This window comes from Pseudomonas sp. GW460-12-10-14-TSB1 (genome assembly GCF_017349775.1).
Taxonomy (GTDB): domain Bacteria; phylum Pseudomonadota; class Gammaproteobacteria; order Pseudomonadales; family Pseudomonadaceae; genus Aquipseudomonas; species Aquipseudomonas piscium.
The window spans coordinates 50805-65957 of record NZ_JACNAC010000014.1 but is presented as its reverse complement, the minus strand read 5'-3'; the positions used below and the strand labels follow the sequence as shown (position 1 = coordinate 65957).

The following is a 15153-nucleotide window of genomic DNA, read 5'->3' as shown; positions in this document are numbered from 1 at the left end:
TCATCTGTTAGGCTCGGCAGATTACGCCTTCAGACCCTCGTGCAAAAGGTACAGTTGATGACTAACAATCGCCGCGCCGTCTTCCTCGACCACAGTTCCCTGGACCTCGGCGACCTCGACCTCGGCGTGCTGCGCCACAGATTCGGCGAACTGCAACTGCATGACCGGACCAACCCCGAACAGGTGGTCGAGCGCTTGCAGGGAGCCCAGGTGGCAATCAGCAACAAAGTGCTGCTCAACGCCGAAACCCTGGCCGCCTGCCCCGAGCTGAAACTGATCCTGGTGGCGGCCACCGGTACCAACAATGTCGATCTGGCCGCCGCCCGCTCCCGAGGCATCACAGTCGCCAACTGCCAGGGCTACGGCACGCCATCGGTGGCCCAGCACACCCTCATGCTGCTGCTCAACCTCGCCACCCGCCTCGGCGATTACCGTCAGGCGGTCAGTGACGGTCGCTGGCAGCAGGCCCGGCAGTTCTGCCTGCTGGACTTCCCGATCGTCGAACTGCAAGGCAAGACCCTAGGCCTGCTGGGCCATGGGGAGCTGGGTGGCGCCGTCGCCCGCCTGGCCGAAGCCTTCGGCATGCGCGTGCTGCTGGGGCAGATTCCCGGCCGCCCGGCACGCCCTGATCGTCTGCCGCTGGATGAACTGCTGCCACAGGTCGATGCGCTGACCTTGCACTGCCCGCTCAACGAACATACCCGGCACCTTATCGGCGCCCGGGAGCTGGCCCTGCTCAAGCCCCAGGCCTTTGTGGTCAACACTGCCCGTGGTGGCCTGATCGACGAGCAGGCCCTGGCCGACGCCCTGCGCAGCGGCCACCTGGGCGGAGCGGCCACCGACGTGTTGAGCGTCGAGCCGCCGACCGCAGGCAACCCGCTGCTGGCCCATGACATCCCGCGGCTGATCGTGACCCCACACAACGCCTGGGGTAGCCGCGAAGCCCGGCAGCGCATCGTCGGCCAGCTGGCGGAAAACGCCCAGGCGTTTTTCAGCGGTACAGCGCTGCGGGTCGTCAGTTGATAAACTGCGCCACTTTTTTCCCAGGAGCAGATTATGGATCCGCGCAGTGAAGTACTGCTTCGTCAGGCTGACTTGTTTCAAGGCTCGCTGCTGCTGGCCGGACTGCCTGCCGATGACCTGCTCGGCCGCCTGCCGGCCGCTCATGGCTGGTGCTGGCATGCCGGCGATCAGGCCGCGCTGGACGCACGCTTCGCCGGGCGCAGCCACTTCGGCGTGACCGCACCCGAGCAAGGCTTTGCCAACGCCGTGCTGTTCCTGCCCAAGTCCAAGGAACTGACCGACTACCTGCTCAACGCCCTCGCCTCGCGCCTGGCCGGGCGCGAGCTGTATCTGGTCGGGGAAAAACGCAGCGGCATCGAACGCGCGGCCAAGCAGCTCAACCCTTTCGGCAAACCGCGCAAGCTCGACAGCGCGCGGCATTGCCAGCTGTGGCAAGTGACGGTAGACAACGCGCCGCAAGCCATCAGCCTGGAAAGCCTGGCCCAGGAATATGAACTGCCGCTGGCTGAAGGGCCGCTGAAAGTGGTCAGCCTGCCGGGGGTGTTCAGCCATGGTCGCCTGGATCGCGGCAGCGCCCTGTTGCTGGAACACCTGGACAAACTGCCCAGCGGTCATCTGCTGGATTTCGGTTGCGGCGCCGGGGTTCTGGGCGCGGCGATCAAACGGCGCTACCCGCATAACAGCGTGACCCTGCTCGACGTCGACGCCTTCGCTGCTGCCAGCAGTCGCCTGACCCTGGCCGCCAACGGCCTGGAAGCCGAGGTCCTGACCGGTGACGGCATCGATGCCGCGCCCATGGGCTTGAACACCATCCTGACCAATCCACCCTTCCATGTCGGGGTCCACACGGACTACCAAGCGACAGAGAACCTGCTGCGAAAAGCAGCCAAACATCTGAAAACAGGTGGTGAACTCCGGCTGGTAGCCAACAGTTTCCTGCGCTATCAACCGCTGATCGAAGAGCATCTCGGCCCCTGTTCGATCAAGGCCGAAGGCCAGGGTTTTCGCATTTACAGCGCCAAGCGCGGCTGAAAACCTTTTTGCAAAAGAACGCTTGCCGAATGGACTTTGCCTAGGCAGAATCCGCTCCGTCCTAGGGGAGTAGTCTCCCGCGAGCGTCACGCTCGCCCGGCATGCGTCAACATACTTGATCCTCAGATCATGGCGCATGCGACCCAAGAGTCCGCACAGACGGACCGCAGGGTTTGACAAGACCTATGACACGCACACCTTACCCGGGGCGGGAAGGCTGTACGTGTCATAGCCGTGTCGACCCGCCCCTTAGGAATGCCCTGATGCTGGATTCTCTACTAGTTCCCACAGCGATCGTTGCCTTGGCCGAAATCGGCGACAAGACGCAACTGCTTGCCCTCATTCTCGCCGCGCGCTTTCGCAAACCCTGGCCGATCATCGCCGGCATCGTCGCCGCGACCCTGGCCAACCATGCGGCAGCCGGTGCGGTAGGCGCCTGGTTCGGCAGCTTCTTCTCGGATGCGACCTTGCACTGGATCCTCGCCGCGAGCTTTACCGCGACCGCGCTCTGGACCCTGGTGCCGGACAAGATGGACGACGACGAAGCCAGCACCGCCCGCAAGTTCGGCCCCTTCCTGACCACACTGATCGCGTTCTTCCTCGCTGAAATCGGCGACAAGACCCAGATCGCCACCGTCATGCTCGCGGCGCAATACCCGGAACTGTGGCTGGTCATCATCGGCACCACCGCCGGCATGTTGATCGCCAACGTCCCGGTGGTACTGGCCGGCAACTTCGCGGCGGAGAAACTGCCCCTGACCCTGATCCGTCGCCTCGCGGCTTCGGCGTTCTTCATCCTGGCCATCGTCGCGGTGTACAAGGCCATGCAGAGCAGCGGCTGGTTGTAAGCGCCTCACCAGCAGGCGCGCCTCCAGGCAAACCTGCGGGCACAAAAAAGCCCCGAAGCAGTCGGGGCTTTTTTTGCAGGGGCCGGCTTGTTCACGACGCAGTCGTCAGCAGCGGCACCAGACGATCAGGGCTTCTTGGCCTGCTGGTACAACGGCATCACCTTCGGAATCGCCGCTTCCAAGGAGGAAATACGACTGCCGGACGCCGGGTGAGTACTGAGGAATTCAGGTGGCGCGCCTTCCGAGGCCTTGCTCATTTTGTTCCACAGGGTGATGGCCGCGTTCGGGTTGTAGCCGGCGCGGGCCGCCAGTTCCAGGCCGATCAGGTCGGCTTCGTTTTCATTGCCGCGGCTGTTGGGCAGAGTCATCAACAGGTTGACCCCGTTGTCGCCCACGGCGACTGCTTCCTGCGGTGCGCCGGCGATCAGGGCGATCTGCTTCAGCGCGCTGACACCGTAGGCCTTGGACATCGCTTCACGGCCATGCTCGCGCAGGGCGTGGGCGATTTCATGACCCATGACCGCGGCGATTTCGTCATCGGTCAGTTGCAGCTTCTCGATCAGGCCGCTGTAGAAAATGATCTTGCCGCCAGGACCGCAGTTGGCGTTGAGCTCATCGCTCTTGATCAGGTTGACTTCCCAGTTCCACTGCGCGGAATCCGGGCGGAAGACCGGGGCCTGGGCAATCAGCCGATTGGCGATCGCCTGGATGCGCCTGGCATTGGCACTGGACTTGTCCAGCACGTTCTTGCTGTTCGCTTCGCCGATCTTCTGCTGATAGGACTGCGCGTAGGACTGGTTGACCTCATCGCTCGACAACATGCTGAACATGTACTGCTTGCGATCGACCCCGACAGCACCGCCGCTGGTGGTGTTGACCGACTGGCAACCCGACAGCAGCAACGCGGCGGTGAGTGCACCCAAAACCTGCTTCTTACTCATGAAAACGCTCCCTGAAAACATGGCGCGTATCCTAGGCGCAGTTGTGTATCGACGCCAGATACAACGGACGTGTAGCACGCTGTTTTCAGCTACTGGGCAGCGTAGGAAAAAATTCACAGAACCCTCCCCGCCGCGCCCGACAACGGCCGGCAGCTGTCCATTTGCGACATGCCAGCCTACAAAGCAGTCATTTTTCCGATCCTCGCTCATGGTCGGCGAGGGCCTTGCCGATACAGCGGGGCAGACGTCATTCCTGCGTCCGGAGCCCTTATGAAATTCAAGTCGATCCAGTTTTCCGTGGCCGCCCTGGCCGGTGCCATCGTCCTCAGCGTGGTCGTTGCCCTGGTGCTGTACGCCCTGTTCGCCGGCGCCCGGACCCAGGAGATGGTGCAGCAGCAAACCCAGGCTCAGTTCGAGCAAGTCATCGAGCAGCGGCTGGTCGGGCTGGCTCAGACCCAGGTCAGCCAGATCCAGCGTGAACTCGAGGCGCCCCTGCTGATCGCCGGCGGGCTGGTGCGGGTCAACGCGCTGATCGGCAGCAAGGGCGCGGACGGCAATCCACAGCTCAATCTCAGCCGTGAACAGTTGATCAACCTGATCAAGGAAAACGTCACGCAGAACCCGAAGATTCTCGGTGCCTATATAGGCTGGGAAAAGAATGCCATCGACCATAACGACAGCGCCTATGTCGACACCAAGGTGGTGGGTATCGATGCCAGCAACGGGCGCTTCCTGCCGTGGTGGTTCCGCAACGAAGACGGCAGCCTGGGCCTGGACAAACTGGTGGACGTGGACGACCAGAAAGTCCTGTCCACCGGCGTACGCGCCAGCGAGTACTACCTGTGCTCCAAGGAAAGCAAGAAGTCCTGTGTGATCGATCCGGCGCCGTACAAGGTCGGCGACAAGATCGTCATGCTCGCCTCCTTTATTGAGCCCATCCTGCTCGACGGTGCCTTCCAGGGCATAGTCGGCGCCGACCTGTCGGTGAACTTCATCCAGGAAATGCTCCTGGGCGCCAACCAGAAGCTCTACAACGGCGTGGGCGAAATGGCCCTGATCGGTGGCAATGGCCGGCTGGTGGCTTACACCAAGGACCCGAGCAAGTTCGGCGAAAAGGTCAGCGACATTCTCGACAGCGAGGAAGTCGCCAAGCTGGGCAACCTCAAGCGCGGCGAAGTGAACTACAACGTCGATCAGGCCAACGGGCGGATCGAGCTGTACCTGCCGTTCGGCATCGGCCAGACCGACGCCCGCTGGACCCTGATGCTGCAACTGCCGCTGAATGCCGTCATGGCCGACCTGCAGAAACTGCAGAACGACCTGGCCGAACAGCGCCAGGCCGACACCTTCGGCATGGCCATGGTCGGCCTGATCATCGCCGGCCTCGGCCTGCTGGTGATCTGGCTGGTGGGCCACGGCATCGCCCGGCCGCTCAAGCAGATGGTGGCCATGCTCGACGATATCGCCCAGGGCGAAGGCGACCTGACCCGCCGCCTGAGCAGCGACCGCGCCGACGAACTGGGCTCGATCGCCAAAGGCTTCAATACCTTCCTGGCCAAACTGCAGGCGATGATCAGCCAGGTGGTGACCTCGGTGCAGAGCGTCAGCGACTCCTCCGAACACACCGCCGATATCGCCATTCGCACCAACCAGGGCGTGCACAAGCAAATGGCCGAGATCGACCAGGTGGCCACCGCGGTGCATGAAATGACTGCCACCGCCCAGGACGTGGCCCGCAACGCGACCCAGGCCGCGCAAGCCGCCAACCATGCCGACCAGGCCGCCAGCCAAGGCATGCGGATCGTGCGCGACACCTCGACCGCCATTGGCGCCCTGGCCGTGGAAATCGGCCGGGCAGTGGGCGTCGTGCAGACCCTGGCCAAGGACAGCGAGAACATCAACGCGATCCTGATCGCCATTCGCGGCATCGCCGAACAGACCAACCTGTTGGCCCTCAACGCCGCCATCGAAGCCGCACGCGCCGGCGAACAGGGCCGCGGTTTTGCCGTGGTGGCCGACGAAGTGCGCAACCTGGCGCAGAAGACCCAGCAGGCGACCGAAGAAATCCAGTCGATGATCCAGCAGCTGCAGCAAGGCACCCGCGATGTGGTGCGGGTCATGGAGGACAGCCAGAACCGCACCGACGAAAGCGTGCAGCACGCGGCGAAAGCGGCCGAGGCCCTGGAAACCATCACTCAGGCCGTGTCGGTGATCAACGACATGAACACCCAGATCGCCAGCGCCGCCGAAGAGCAAAGCGCCGTCGCCGAGGACATCAACCGCAACGTGATCAATATCGGCCAGGTGGCCAACGAAGTGGCGGGCGGCGCCGACGAGTCCAGCGCGGCCAGCGCCGGCCTGACCAAGCTGGCCGAGCAGCAGCGGCGCCTGATCAATCAGTTCAAGGTCTGAAATCTGCGAAAGGTCCTTTGGACCTTATCGCGGGCAAGCCTCGCGCCTACGGACGGATCAGCCCGGGGTCAGGCATTCCGGGGCATTGAGCTTCGGATCGTTCACCAGGTTGGCCAGCACCCGCTCGCGCAAGGCGGCCGGCGGGCTGGCCAGCAAGGCTTGCAACACCGGCAATGGCGTCTCTGGGTCGAGCCAGGCTTCCTGGCCCTGGGCATCGAGGATCAATGGCCGACGCTGGCTGGCCGCCGGCTGGGTGACCACCGCGGTGCTCAGCCAGACCTGTTCCTGCACCGGATAGGCCTCCCAGATCGCCGCGAAGAACAGCGACGAGCCCTCCCCCGGCGTCAGCCAATACGGGCGCTTGCGGGTGCCGCCACGCCATTCGTAAAAACCGTTGGCCGGCAGCAGGCAGCGGCGCTGGCGAAAGGCTTCGCGAAACATCGGCTGTTCGGCCAGGGTTTCGGCGCGGGCATGGGCGGGGGTGCGCGACAGGTCGGTCAGCCAGGGCGGCGTCAGGCCCCAGCGGGCGCGGGCGAGGTTGCGCTGGCCGTCGCTGCTGCGCAGGATCAGCACCGAATCGTTGGGCGAAATATTCCACTGCGCCTGCTGATCCGCCGGAAATCCGGGCAAGGCGGCAAACGCTTGGTTCCAGCGAAACAGGGCATAACGTCCACACATGGGGCAAACAACTCTCGGAAAATCGGCGGCCAGCCTAACAGATCAGCACGCCGGCATGATTGGCCGGCTCGTCGCCGGGCATCGGCAGCGCGGCATTGTACGCGGCGATCAGTTCCCGAGCGTATTGCGCCTGGTCGTTATCCACCGCCAGCCCGAGCAGGCCGAACGCCGGCAACTCACCGGTGCCGCCGAGCAAATCCCGCCCCACCAGGTGTGCCTCGATCCCCTCGCTGGCCAGCATGCCCTGGAGCAATTCCCCTTCCAGCAGGTTTTCCGGTTCGTAGACTCGCTGCATATAACCCCCTCACTCGTTTTCGCTGCGCACCTCGAGCATCCATTCCTCACCGTCGGTCTGCAGCGTGAACACAATGGGCCGGCAACAGACCGGACAGTCCTCGATGTACTGCTGATCGCCCCCGGACAGGTCCAGCACGGCCTCGGCCTCTTCACCGCAGTAGGGACATTGATAGCGTTCGGTTTCCAGCATCGCGGCCTCCGGAGTGACTTGTGCGTATAATCGCCGGTCTATTTGCAGGGCTATTGAGATCTGAGCTTACTTTTCAGACCGCGCCCGGCTATTTTTCGATCCAAACCTTTTCTTACCTAGCCGTTTCCAACAAGAGAGCATGATGGGCGAATTCGATGCCATCCGACCTTACGACGACAGTGAAGTACCAGCGGTGCTGGCTCGACTGCTCGGCGACAAGGCGTTTCTAGATATCCTCACCCACTTCCGCTTCCCGCGCTTTGCCGGCGCTTTCGGCTGGCTGCTCAAACCCCTTATAGCTCATCGGCTGCGTCGAGAGTTCGCCGCGGTCACTTCGGTGGCGACCCTGCAGGACAAGGTCGAGTTCTACGTCGACCACACCATCGAACGGGCCACCGACGGTGTGACCTACACCGGGGTCGAGCAATTCAAATCCGGCAGCGCCTACCTGTTCATCGCCAACCACCGCGACATCGTGATGGACCCGGCCTTCGTCAATTACGCGGTGTACCACGCCGGGTTGCCAACGCCACGTATCGCCATCGGCGACAACCTGCTGCAAAAGCCCTTCGTCAGCGACCTGATGCGCCTGAACAAGAGCTTCATCGTGCACCGTTCGATCACCGGGCGCCGGGAAAAGATGGCCGCCTATCAGCTGCTGTCGGCCTACATCAACCACTCGATCCGCAACGATTGTGCGTCGATCTGGATTGCCCAGGCCGAAGGCCGGGCCAAGGACGGCGACGACCGTACCGAGTCGGCAATCCTCAAGATGTTCCACATGAGCCGCAAGGACGAGCCGTTTGGCGAGGTCATCCAGTCGCTGAACCTGACCCCGGTGTCGATCAGCTACGAATACGACCCTTGCGATCAGGCCAAGGCCCGCGAGTTGTATATCCGCGCCACCACCGGCAGCTATACCAAGGCTCCGGGCGAGGACGACATCAGCATCGCCAAGGGCATCACCGGCTATAAGGGCCGGGTCCACGTGAACTTCGCCGCGCCGATCAGCGAGCTCTTCGAGGACACCAAGCAATTGGCGGTGGAGATGGACCGGCAGATCCTCGGCGGCTACCGCCTGTTCCCGGTGCATTACCTGGCCTACGCCCAGTGGAGCGATGCCGACCCGGCGTTGCAGGTTCCGAGCGCGGCCCAGGTGTTCCCGGCGGACGAACTGGCCAAGGCCCAGGAAGAGTGGCAACGACGCCTGGACGCCTGCCCGGAGGAACATCGCCCATACCTGGTGCTGCAATATGCGACGCCGGTACGCAATCAGTATCGGGTCAAGGCGGGACTGGCCTTGCCATAACGCTTACCGCACACAACAACGGCGCCTTCGGGCGCCGTTGTCGTTTTTGTACCTTGATTGCGAACAACGTCCCTTGCAGGAGCTAGCTTGCTCGCGATAGCGATCTCAAGGCCTATCAGAACCGCGTGCTGATCCACGACACCAGCAACGCCAGCCCCAGGCAGGCGAAACCGAAGCGGTAGAAGAAGCGGTTCATGCGCAAGGTCGCATCATCCAACGCCTGCGCCGGTAGCTGCTCTTGGGAGCGAGATTGGCCCTGGGCGGCCAGATTGGCCAGCGCACGCTGCTCGCGACGTCGGGTGGCGTGCAACAACCAGCTGCCAGGAAAGGCGAACAGCAAGGCGAGAATATTGATCAGCTTGGCGGGGTGGGCGCTGAACAGCGACCAGATCAGTTGCAGCGACATCACGAACCTCGAATGAAACCGGATAACGAGCCCTGGCGACTCGCGGCGCGGATTTTACCCAAAGGCCCACTTTCTGCCTGGGCTTTCCGACAGATAACAAGCCGCCGGCCGGTTAATTCGTCCTGTCATACGTTCGTCATATAAACAGGCCAGTCTGGCGCCCCTCGAAACCGACACGGAGCTTGTCATGCTGCACGCAGAAAACCAGGATCGCCTCTACCTGATCGCCCCCAGCGACGAACAGGAAGCCTTGGTCGGTGGCCTGGCCTTCAACGTCCAGGACCGCCACTGGCTGGTGTATTGCGCCCTCGGCGGGCACCAGCATGCCGACCTGCCGGAAACCGATCTGCTGACAGGGGTCAGCGTGCTGGATTTTTACGTCGAGGCGGCGTGAGGCCAGGCTCGAAACAAATCGACAGCCAATAAAAAGCCCGGCTTCTGTGGAAGCCGGGCTTTTTTGTGTCCGGAGCTTAAGGCGTCAAGCAAGGCTCTTTGAGCCTTATCGCAACCTGCGGCAGCGGCCACAGGCTCAGATTATTCGCCGAGGATCTGGCCGATGCTCGGGTCCTTGAACAGACGGGTCAAGGCGTCGCTGAGTACGTCGCTGACCAGCTTGGTATTGGTTTCCTGGTTCGGCGCCATGCCGAAACGCTGGTCCAGGGACGCACCGTAACGACCGCTGTAGCGGCGGTTGGCGTTCTGCACATCGGAGCGGAAGGTCGCGCCGATGGTGGCCTCAGTCACGTACAGGCCTTCCTTGGGCGACTGATACTTCAGCTCGGCCAGGGTCACGGTCAGTTGCGGAGCGTTCAGCGCGTTGGCGGTCGGGGTAAAGCCCAGCAGGCGTACCGCGGCTTCGGCCTGGGCCTGCAGCTTCGGCAGGATCTGCGCGCCCTGGACGGTGATCGCGCTGGTTTCAGGGTACAGCCCGCCGCGGGTACCCAGGGTTGGCGACGGACGGCCATCGACCACTTTCACCACCACAGGCTGGCCATGGCCGACCGGCGCGAGCTGAGTGGTGAGCTTCGGTTCCGGGCTGAGTTGTTGCGGACTATGGGCGCAGCCAGCCAGCGTCAAACTGGTCACAGTGATCAAACCGAACAACAGGCGTTGCAACATACTCATTTCTCCAGAAATCAGGCACAGACAGGCGCGCAGTATAGCGGGGGTCAGCGGCCGCGAACCAGCGGCCCGGCGCGAGTCAGTCAGCTCCCATACAGGTTCGGTACAAGGCGCTTCCTGTAACCTTCCCGTCACAGGCATTACATGGCCATGTAACGCCCAGGCGGCATTCTTCATCGCAACAGCCCAACAGGTACATCGCCATGCATTTCCTCTGGTCCTTGTTCGCTCCGCGCCAGAAATACCGCAGCTTCGCCAAGCTCGACCCGCAGGGCCGCTGCCAGGCTTTCAAGCACTGCAAAGTGCCGCCAATGGGCGACGGCTGGGTGGAAATCGAGGAAATCCGTCTCAACTGGTTGCACCAGCCGCTGCCTGCCAGCGCCCGTGTCAGCCCACGCATTGCCCGTGCCCGGGTGCAACCAATGATGGCCACCTGACCAAAAGCCTAATAAAAGTCATTAAACAGGATCATTTCTGCGCGTTTCTTCGTTACAATCTCCCCCCGATTATAAGGACGTCTCCTGATCGGGCCTCGCAGCATCGCTGATGCATCAGCTTCAGCTCCCCCGCATTGCCCACAGAGAGCCGCCCACACAGATCGAGTGAAGCCGGCGTGCTTGCTGTTCATCTTGCAAACCACCGCTTTTCGCGCATCTGCAGAGCTGCCATTGCTCGGCCACTGAGCTGTTCGCCCGTTAATGCCACGTGCTCCATGTCGGCATTCACCCCTCGGGCCGGTGCCAGGCTTGGACAGCCCTTTTTTGAGGTTCACGTCTTCAAAAGAGCGTGAAAAAACGGGTTTTCACAACTTCACAAGAGTGTGGCGAGCAAATGAATAGTTTTGCGTCTGTACTGGCACCATTAGCGTCTACAACAGCCCGATTACACAGGACCGAGCACGCCTCAGATACTTGCGCTTGAAGCCTGTCCGCTACGGATTTGGTTGCACAAACGGACTCTTGACCATAAGTCGAATTGCCTGCCCTGCCCCGAAATGCGTTCATACGCGGATCAGGCCCGGTTGGTAGCGTCCGTCGAAGTTGCAAAAAATTGCGAAGATTCGGACATGGCGATCCTGGCCATGAGTGACCCGGGGCATAACGTGAACCGCCCCCCTACTCCTGGCAGCTATGCCGTCAATTTGGTGCTGCAGATTTTGGAGACGCGTTAATGGCGCATAACGAAGCAGTAGACGTCGTATTGGTTGGGGCCGGCATCATGAGTGCCACCCTCGCTGTACTGCTCAAAGAGCTCGACCCCGCGATCAAGCTGGAAGTCGTCGAGCTGATGGATTCGGGTGCCGCGGAGAGTTCCAACCCGTGGAACAACGCCGGTACCGGCCACGCCGGCCTCTGTGAGCTGAACTACACGCCACAGGCCGCCGACGGTTCCGTCGATATCAAGAAAGCCGTGCACATCAACACCCAGTTCGAGGTGTCGAAGCAGTTCTGGTCCTACCTGACCAAGAAAGGCACCTTCGGCTCGTCCAAGTCCTTTATCAGCCCGGTGCCGCACCTGAGCTTCGTCCAGGGCGACAGCGGTGTGTCCTTCCTGAAGAAACGCTATGAAGTGCTGAGCAAGCACCACGCTTTCGCGGACATGGAATACACCGAAGACAAGGCCAAGATGGCCGAGTGGATGCCGCTGATGATGCCGGGGCGCCCGGCTGACGAAACCATCGCCGCCACCCGCGTGATCAACGGCACCGACGTCAACTTCGGCGCCCTGACCAACCAGTTGCTCAAGCACCTGACCAGCGCACCCGATGCCCAGGTCAAGTACTGCAAGCGCGTGACCGGTCTGAAACGCAACAAGGACAACGGCTGGACCGTCAGCATCAAGGACGTCAACAGCGGCAACAGCCGTGAAGTCGACGCCAAGTTCGTGTTCCTCGGCGCTGGCGGCGCGGCGCTGCCGCTGTTGCAGGCTTCGGGCATCGAGGAAAGCAAAGGCTTCGGCGGCTTCCCGATCAGCGGCCAGTGGCTGCGTTGCGACAACCCGGAAGTGGTCAAGCACCACCAGGCCAAGGTCTACAGCCAGGCCGCGGTCGGTTCGCCACCGATGTCCGTGCCGCACCTGGACACCCGCGTGGTCGATGGCAAGAAGTCCCTGCTGTTCGGACCCTACGCCGGCTTCACCACCAAGTTCCTCAAGCACGGTTCCTTCATGGACCTGCCGATGTCGGTTCGCGCCGGCAACATCGGCCCGATGCTGGCCGTGGCCAAAAACAACATGGACCTGACCAAGTACCTGGTCAGCGAAGTGATGCAGTCCATGGAGCAGCGCCTGGAATCCCTGCGTCGCTTCTACCCTGAAGCCAAAGCCGAAGACTGGCGCCTGGAAGTGGCCGGCCAGCGGGTGCAGATCATCAAGAAAGACCCGAAGAAAGGTGGCGTGCTGCAGTTCGGCACCGAGCTGGTCGCGGCCAAGGACGGCTCCCTCGCCGCACTGCTCGGCGCTTCGCCGGGCGCTTCGGTGACCGTCTCGATCATGCTGGAACTGATCGAACGCTGCTTCCCGGCCAAGGCGGCTGGCGAGTGGGCCAGCAAGCTCAAGGAAATCTTCCCGGCCCGTGAAAAGGCCCTGGAAACCGACGCCGCGCTGTACCGCAAGATCAACAACGAGAACAACGTCAGCCTGGAGCTGGTCGAGCAGAGCAGCGAAGCCGAAAGCTACGCTTAAGCCGCTCTCATGAAAAACGCCCCGCTCTCTTGGAGAACGGGGCGTTTTTTATGGCTGTTTTAAAGACAGCCACAGCCAGGGCGGCGCATTTTCAGCCGCGAGCTTTTTCGATCAGCTCGATGTAGTCGGCGGCGTTGCGCTGGTCCTGGATCAGGGCCACGAAGTCCTTGCCGTGTTCGTCCTTGCCGTCCAGGTCGTAGCCAGCCTCGACGAAGAACGCCAGGAAACGCTCGAAATCGTCGATACGCAGGCCGCGATAGGCCTTGATCAGCTTGTGCAGGGACGGCGAAGTGGCGTCGGCCGGCTCGAAATCGAGGAACAGTTTGATCTGCACATCGCCGATCTCGTCACCAATCACTTGTTTCTTATCTTTACGCATTGCCGACTCCAGCTCGCAGACATTTCACGGGGCAGGCAGTTTACCCCCAGGCCGCGTCAGGCCTCAACGCGAGCGTACCGCGCCGGTGTGCAGATCGGCCCAGATGTGGCCGTTGGCGTAGCTGAGAAACTGGCAATACACCGTGTCGTTGCGCAACAGGTCCATCACCACCCGATACTGGGCCAGCGGGTAGAACAGGGTGAGGGTCTTGCTCTTGTCGTCGAACTGCGGCTTTTTCAGGCTTTTGCTCTCGCCGTCGAAGTTCACCAGCACCTGGCTGATGGTCGCGCCCTTGTTCAGCGGCTTGCCCTTGAGGCGGATCAACAGCGGCGAGGTGACCGGGATCGGTTGCTGGTTGGACTGGCGCTGGCTGCCGATGACCACCGAGTACTCGGTGACCTGCAGCAGCTGTTGCTGCTCGGGGGCGGCATCACGCAGGGTCAGGTCATCGGGCGGCAGGAACTGCCCGTGCATGGGCGCCGGGGCAGCAGCCAGGGGCAGGCTCAGGATCAGAAGAAAGGCCGCGCAACTGCGAATCAAAAGGCTCATGACAGGCTCCGGACACAAGGCCTGGCACTCTAGCATGGGTCAGCGCAGTTTTTTGCAGGCGCGGCTACAGCTCAAGCGCGAGGATGGCGCTCAGTCGAACTGGGCGCGCATCCAGGCCTGGTATTCGGCCACGCCCGGCTCACCCTCGCGGGGCGCCCAAGCGGCCAATTCACCCTCGCCGACCGGACGATAAGGTCCGGCCTTGCACTCGAACATCAGGCTATCGGGCTCAAGCACCACCAGGCCGTGGTAGACGCCGAACGGTAGGTCGACGCCCATGCAATCACCACCCGCCTGCAGCACACGTTTGTCCAGCACCTGACCAGCGTCGTCGAAAATCAGCAGGCCCAGGCGCCCCTTGAGCACCAGCAAAGTCTCGGCCTTGTCGTCACTCAGGTGGCGATGGGGCGGGATGTAGGTGGATGGCTGCAGCCCCACTGCCATGCGGTGACAAGGCTCTTGCATCTGGTGGAAGTTGTGGTGGTGGCGACCACGGGGGCTGGCCGAGGCCTTTTCGACCAGTTCGGCAAACAGCGACTGATCCAGAAAGCTCGGCTGGCTCATGAGTTACATGCCTTTGACGGCAAAGATGCCGGCAGCGTTACGCCAGTAACCCTTGTAGTCCATGCCGTAACCGAAGATGTAGCGGTCCACGCATGGCAGGCCAACGTAGTCGGCTTTCAGGTCGGGACGGGCCTTGCGGTCGTGGTCCTTGTCGATCAGCACGGCAGTGTGCACCGCACGGGCGCCAGCGTGTTTGCAGAAGTCGATGATCGCGCCCAGGGTATGACCTTCGTCGAGGATGTCGTCGATGATCAGCACGTCACGGTCGATGAAGGACACTTCCGGCTTGGATTTCCAGAACAGCTCGCCGCCGCTGGTTTCGTTGCGATAGCGGGTGGCGTGCAGGTAGGAAGCTTCCAGCGGGAATTTAAGATGGGTCAGCAGCTTGCCGGAGAAGATCAGGCCACCGTTCATCACGCAGAAAACCACCGGATTGCGCTCCGCCAGTTGTTCATTGATTTGTGCACCGACTCGGGCGATGGCCGCCTCGACCTCAGCTTCGGTGTACAGGCAGTCAGCCTCGCGCATGATTAGACGGATATGCTCGAGATCAGCGGACATGGCGCTCTCCAGGGGGTGGCAGTTTCGGAAAAGCGGGCAAAGGTACGCATCCGGCCCGGTCAGATCAAGCGTTTCTGGACTAACGTACTTAGATGTCTATAGGACAACACCCTCGGATAGATTAATCTAGGCCGGTTTTTTTGCCCGCCGCCGGAGCCTT

The 15153-nt window shown here is 62.1% G+C and carries 18 protein-coding genes, 1 pseudogene and 1 riboswitch; of the genes and pseudogenes, 9 read left to right on the top strand and 10 right to left on the bottom strand.

All coding sequences use genetic code 11. The features are described 5' to 3' along the window. Positions 1-57: 57 nt before the first annotated feature. The 3 genes from J4D52_RS11540 (at position 58) to J4D52_RS11530 (ending at position 2903) form a co-directional block, all read left to right on the top strand. Entirely contained in the window at positions 58-1023 is a 966-nt protein-coding gene (locus tag J4D52_RS11540) for a 2-hydroxyacid dehydrogenase (protein WP_102676024.1), read from the top strand. 33 nt (positions 1024-1056) lie between these two features. Then, complete coding sequence (locus J4D52_RS11535) at positions 1057-2055, top strand: class I SAM-dependent methyltransferase (protein WP_102676023.1); 999 nt, start codon at positions 1057-1059, stop codon at positions 2053-2055. A gap of 52 nt (positions 2056-2107) precedes the next feature. Continuing rightward, a riboswitch (yybP-ykoY riboswitch) is annotated at positions 2108-2229 on the top strand. Between the two features lie 89 nt (positions 2230-2318). Continuing rightward, complete coding sequence (locus tag J4D52_RS11530; protein WP_009045541.1) at positions 2319-2903, top strand: TMEM165/GDT1 family protein; 585 nt, start codon at positions 2319-2321, stop codon at positions 2901-2903. Between the two features lie 125 nt (positions 2904-3028). Here the strand turns inward: J4D52_RS11530 and J4D52_RS11525 are convergent, their stop codons facing one another. Then, entirely contained in the window at positions 3029-3844 is an 816-nt protein-coding gene (locus tag J4D52_RS11525; RefSeq protein ID WP_025806219.1) for a M48 family metallopeptidase, read from the bottom strand. A 168-nt stretch (positions 3845-4012) separates the two neighbouring features. Here J4D52_RS11525 and J4D52_RS30745 point away from each other — a divergent pair. Both J4D52_RS30745 and J4D52_RS30740 read left to right on the top strand, forming a co-directional pair. Next, positions 4013-5401 (top strand): annotated as a pseudogene (locus J4D52_RS30745) (HAMP domain-containing protein); the annotation flags it as partial. A gap of 12 nt (positions 5402-5413) precedes the next feature. Continuing rightward, the gene (locus tag J4D52_RS30740; protein WP_371356879.1) at positions 5414-6256 is read left to right on the top strand and encodes a methyl-accepting chemotaxis protein; all 843 of its coding nucleotides are present in this window, start codon (positions 5414-5416) and stop codon (positions 6254-6256) included. Positions 6257-6313: 57 nt separating this feature from the next. On the opposite strand, the gene J4D52_RS11515 is transcribed toward J4D52_RS30740, so the two are convergent. The 3 genes from J4D52_RS11515 to J4D52_RS11505 are packed head-to-tail and all read right to left on the bottom strand — an operon-like array spanning position 6314 to position 7421. Continuing rightward, a complete protein-coding gene (locus J4D52_RS11515; RefSeq protein WP_053280831.1) occupies positions 6314-6934 on the bottom strand; it encodes an SOS response-associated peptidase in 621 nt (206 codons plus the stop codon). 34 nt (positions 6935-6968) lie between these two features. Continuing rightward, complete coding sequence (locus tag J4D52_RS11510; RefSeq protein WP_009050766.1) at positions 6969-7229, bottom strand: putative signal transducing protein; 261 nt, start codon at positions 7227-7229, stop codon at positions 6969-6971. 9 nt (positions 7230-7238) lie between these two features. After that, positions 7239-7421: a CPXCG motif-containing cysteine-rich protein gene (locus J4D52_RS11505; protein ID WP_025806222.1), complete on the bottom strand. Its 183-nt coding sequence runs from the start codon at positions 7419-7421 to the stop codon at positions 7239-7241. Between the two features lie 139 nt (positions 7422-7560). Here J4D52_RS11505 and J4D52_RS11500 point away from each other — a divergent pair, with 139 nt between their 5' ends. After that, positions 7561-8730 carry a 1-acyl-sn-glycerol-3-phosphate acyltransferase gene (locus tag J4D52_RS11500; RefSeq protein WP_036997981.1) on the top strand — a complete coding sequence of 390 codons (1170 nt, stop codon included), beginning with the start codon at positions 7561-7563 and terminating at the stop codon, positions 8728-8730. A gap of 115 nt (positions 8731-8845) precedes the next feature. On the opposite strand, the gene J4D52_RS11495 is transcribed toward J4D52_RS11500, so the two are convergent. Next, positions 8846-9136: a hypothetical protein gene (locus tag J4D52_RS11495; RefSeq protein ID WP_102676021.1), complete on the bottom strand. Its 291-nt coding sequence runs from the start codon at positions 9134-9136 to the stop codon at positions 8846-8848. Between the two features lie 187 nt (positions 9137-9323). Here J4D52_RS11495 and J4D52_RS11490 point away from each other — a divergent pair, with 187 nt between their 5' ends. Continuing rightward, on the top strand, positions 9324-9530 hold the full coding sequence (locus J4D52_RS11490) for a hypothetical protein (RefSeq protein ID WP_009050770.1): 207 nt from the start codon (positions 9324-9326) through the stop codon (positions 9528-9530). 140 nt (positions 9531-9670) lie between these two features. Here J4D52_RS11490 and J4D52_RS11485 read toward each other — a convergent pair whose 3' ends face one another. Continuing rightward, a complete protein-coding gene (locus J4D52_RS11485) occupies positions 9671-10255 on the bottom strand; it encodes a YajG family lipoprotein (RefSeq protein WP_009045547.1) in 585 nt (194 codons plus the stop codon). 206 nt (positions 10256-10461) lie between these two features. Here J4D52_RS11485 and J4D52_RS11480 point away from each other — a divergent pair, with 206 nt between their 5' ends. Continuing rightward, entirely contained in the window at positions 10462-10695 is a 234-nt protein-coding gene (locus J4D52_RS11480) for a hypothetical protein (protein WP_025806225.1), read from the top strand. Between the two features lie 733 nt (positions 10696-11428). Next, positions 11429-12940, top strand: a complete 1512-nt coding sequence (gene mqo, locus J4D52_RS11475) for a malate dehydrogenase (quinone) (protein ID WP_025806227.1) — start codon at positions 11429-11431, stop codon at positions 12938-12940. A 91-nt stretch (positions 12941-13031) separates the two neighbouring features. Here mqo and J4D52_RS11470 read toward each other — a convergent pair whose 3' ends face one another. From J4D52_RS11470 to J4D52_RS11455, 4 genes are all read right to left on the bottom strand, one after another. Further along, complete coding sequence (locus tag J4D52_RS11470; protein WP_025806228.1) at positions 13032-13319, bottom strand: PA4642 family protein; 288 nt, start codon at positions 13317-13319, stop codon at positions 13032-13034. 63 nt (positions 13320-13382) lie between these two features. Continuing rightward, a complete protein-coding gene (locus J4D52_RS11465; protein WP_025806230.1) occupies positions 13383-13868 on the bottom strand; it encodes a hypothetical protein in 486 nt (161 codons plus the stop codon). A 90-nt stretch (positions 13869-13958) separates the two neighbouring features. Beyond that, a complete protein-coding gene (locus J4D52_RS11460; RefSeq protein ID WP_025806231.1) occupies positions 13959-14432 on the bottom strand; it encodes a WbuC family cupin fold metalloprotein in 474 nt (157 codons plus the stop codon). Positions 14433-14435: 3 nt separating this feature from the next. Further along, a complete protein-coding gene (locus J4D52_RS11455) occupies positions 14436-14993 on the bottom strand; it encodes a hypoxanthine-guanine phosphoribosyltransferase (RefSeq protein WP_102676020.1) in 558 nt (185 codons plus the stop codon). Positions 14994-15153 lie beyond the last annotated feature (160 nt).

Coding starts and splice junctions, on each gene's coding strand:
- J4D52_RS11505 (WP_025806222.1), bottom strand. CDS start 7,421: ATGCTGGAAACCGAACGCTATCAATGTCCCTACTGCGGTGAAGAGGCC.
- J4D52_RS11455 (WP_102676020.1), bottom strand. CDS start 14,993: ATGTCCGCTGATCTCGAGCATATCCGTCTAATCATGCGCGAGGCTGAC.
- mqo (WP_025806227.1), top strand. CDS start 11,429: ATGGCGCATAACGAAGCAGTAGACGTCGTATTGGTTGGGGCCGGCATC.
- J4D52_RS11485 (WP_009045547.1), bottom strand. CDS start 10,255: ATGTTGCAACGCCTGTTGTTCGGTTTGATCACTGTGACCAGTTTGACG.
- J4D52_RS11500 (WP_036997981.1), top strand. CDS start 7,561: ATGATGGGCGAATTCGATGCCATCCGACCTTACGACGACAGTGAAGTA.
- J4D52_RS11480 (WP_025806225.1), top strand. CDS start 10,462: ATGCATTTCCTCTGGTCCTTGTTCGCTCCGCGCCAGAAATACCGCAGC.
- J4D52_RS11495 (WP_102676021.1), bottom strand. CDS start 9,136: ATGTCGCTGCAACTGATCTGGTCGCTGTTCAGCGCCCACCCCGCCAAG.
- J4D52_RS30740 (WP_371356879.1), top strand. CDS start 5,414: ATGATCAGCCAGGTGGTGACCTCGGTGCAGAGCGTCAGCGACTCCTCC.
- J4D52_RS11515 (WP_053280831.1), bottom strand. CDS start 6,934: ATGTGTGGACGTTATGCCCTGTTTCGCTGGAACCAAGCGTTTGCCGCC.
- J4D52_RS11490 (WP_009050770.1), top strand. CDS start 9,324: ATGCTGCACGCAGAAAACCAGGATCGCCTCTACCTGATCGCCCCCAGC.
- J4D52_RS11535 (WP_102676023.1), top strand. CDS start 1,057: ATGGATCCGCGCAGTGAAGTACTGCTTCGTCAGGCTGACTTGTTTCAA.
- J4D52_RS11465 (WP_025806230.1), bottom strand. CDS start 13,868: ATGAGCCTTTTGATTCGCAGTTGCGCGGCCTTTCTTCTGATCCTGAGC.
- J4D52_RS11530 (WP_009045541.1), top strand. CDS start 2,319: ATGCTGGATTCTCTACTAGTTCCCACAGCGATCGTTGCCTTGGCCGAA.
- J4D52_RS11525 (WP_025806219.1), bottom strand. CDS start 3,844: ATGAGTAAGAAGCAGGTTTTGGGTGCACTCACCGCCGCGTTGCTGCTG.
- J4D52_RS11460 (WP_025806231.1), bottom strand. CDS start 14,432: ATGAGCCAGCCGAGCTTTCTGGATCAGTCGCTGTTTGCCGAACTGGTC.
- J4D52_RS11540 (WP_102676024.1), top strand. CDS start 58: ATGACTAACAATCGCCGCGCCGTCTTCCTCGACCACAGTTCCCTGGAC.
- J4D52_RS11470 (WP_025806228.1), bottom strand. CDS start 13,319: ATGCGTAAAGATAAGAAACAAGTGATTGGTGACGAGATCGGCGATGTG.
- J4D52_RS11510 (WP_009050766.1), bottom strand. CDS start 7,229: ATGCAGCGAGTCTACGAACCGGAAAACCTGCTGGAAGGGGAATTGCTC.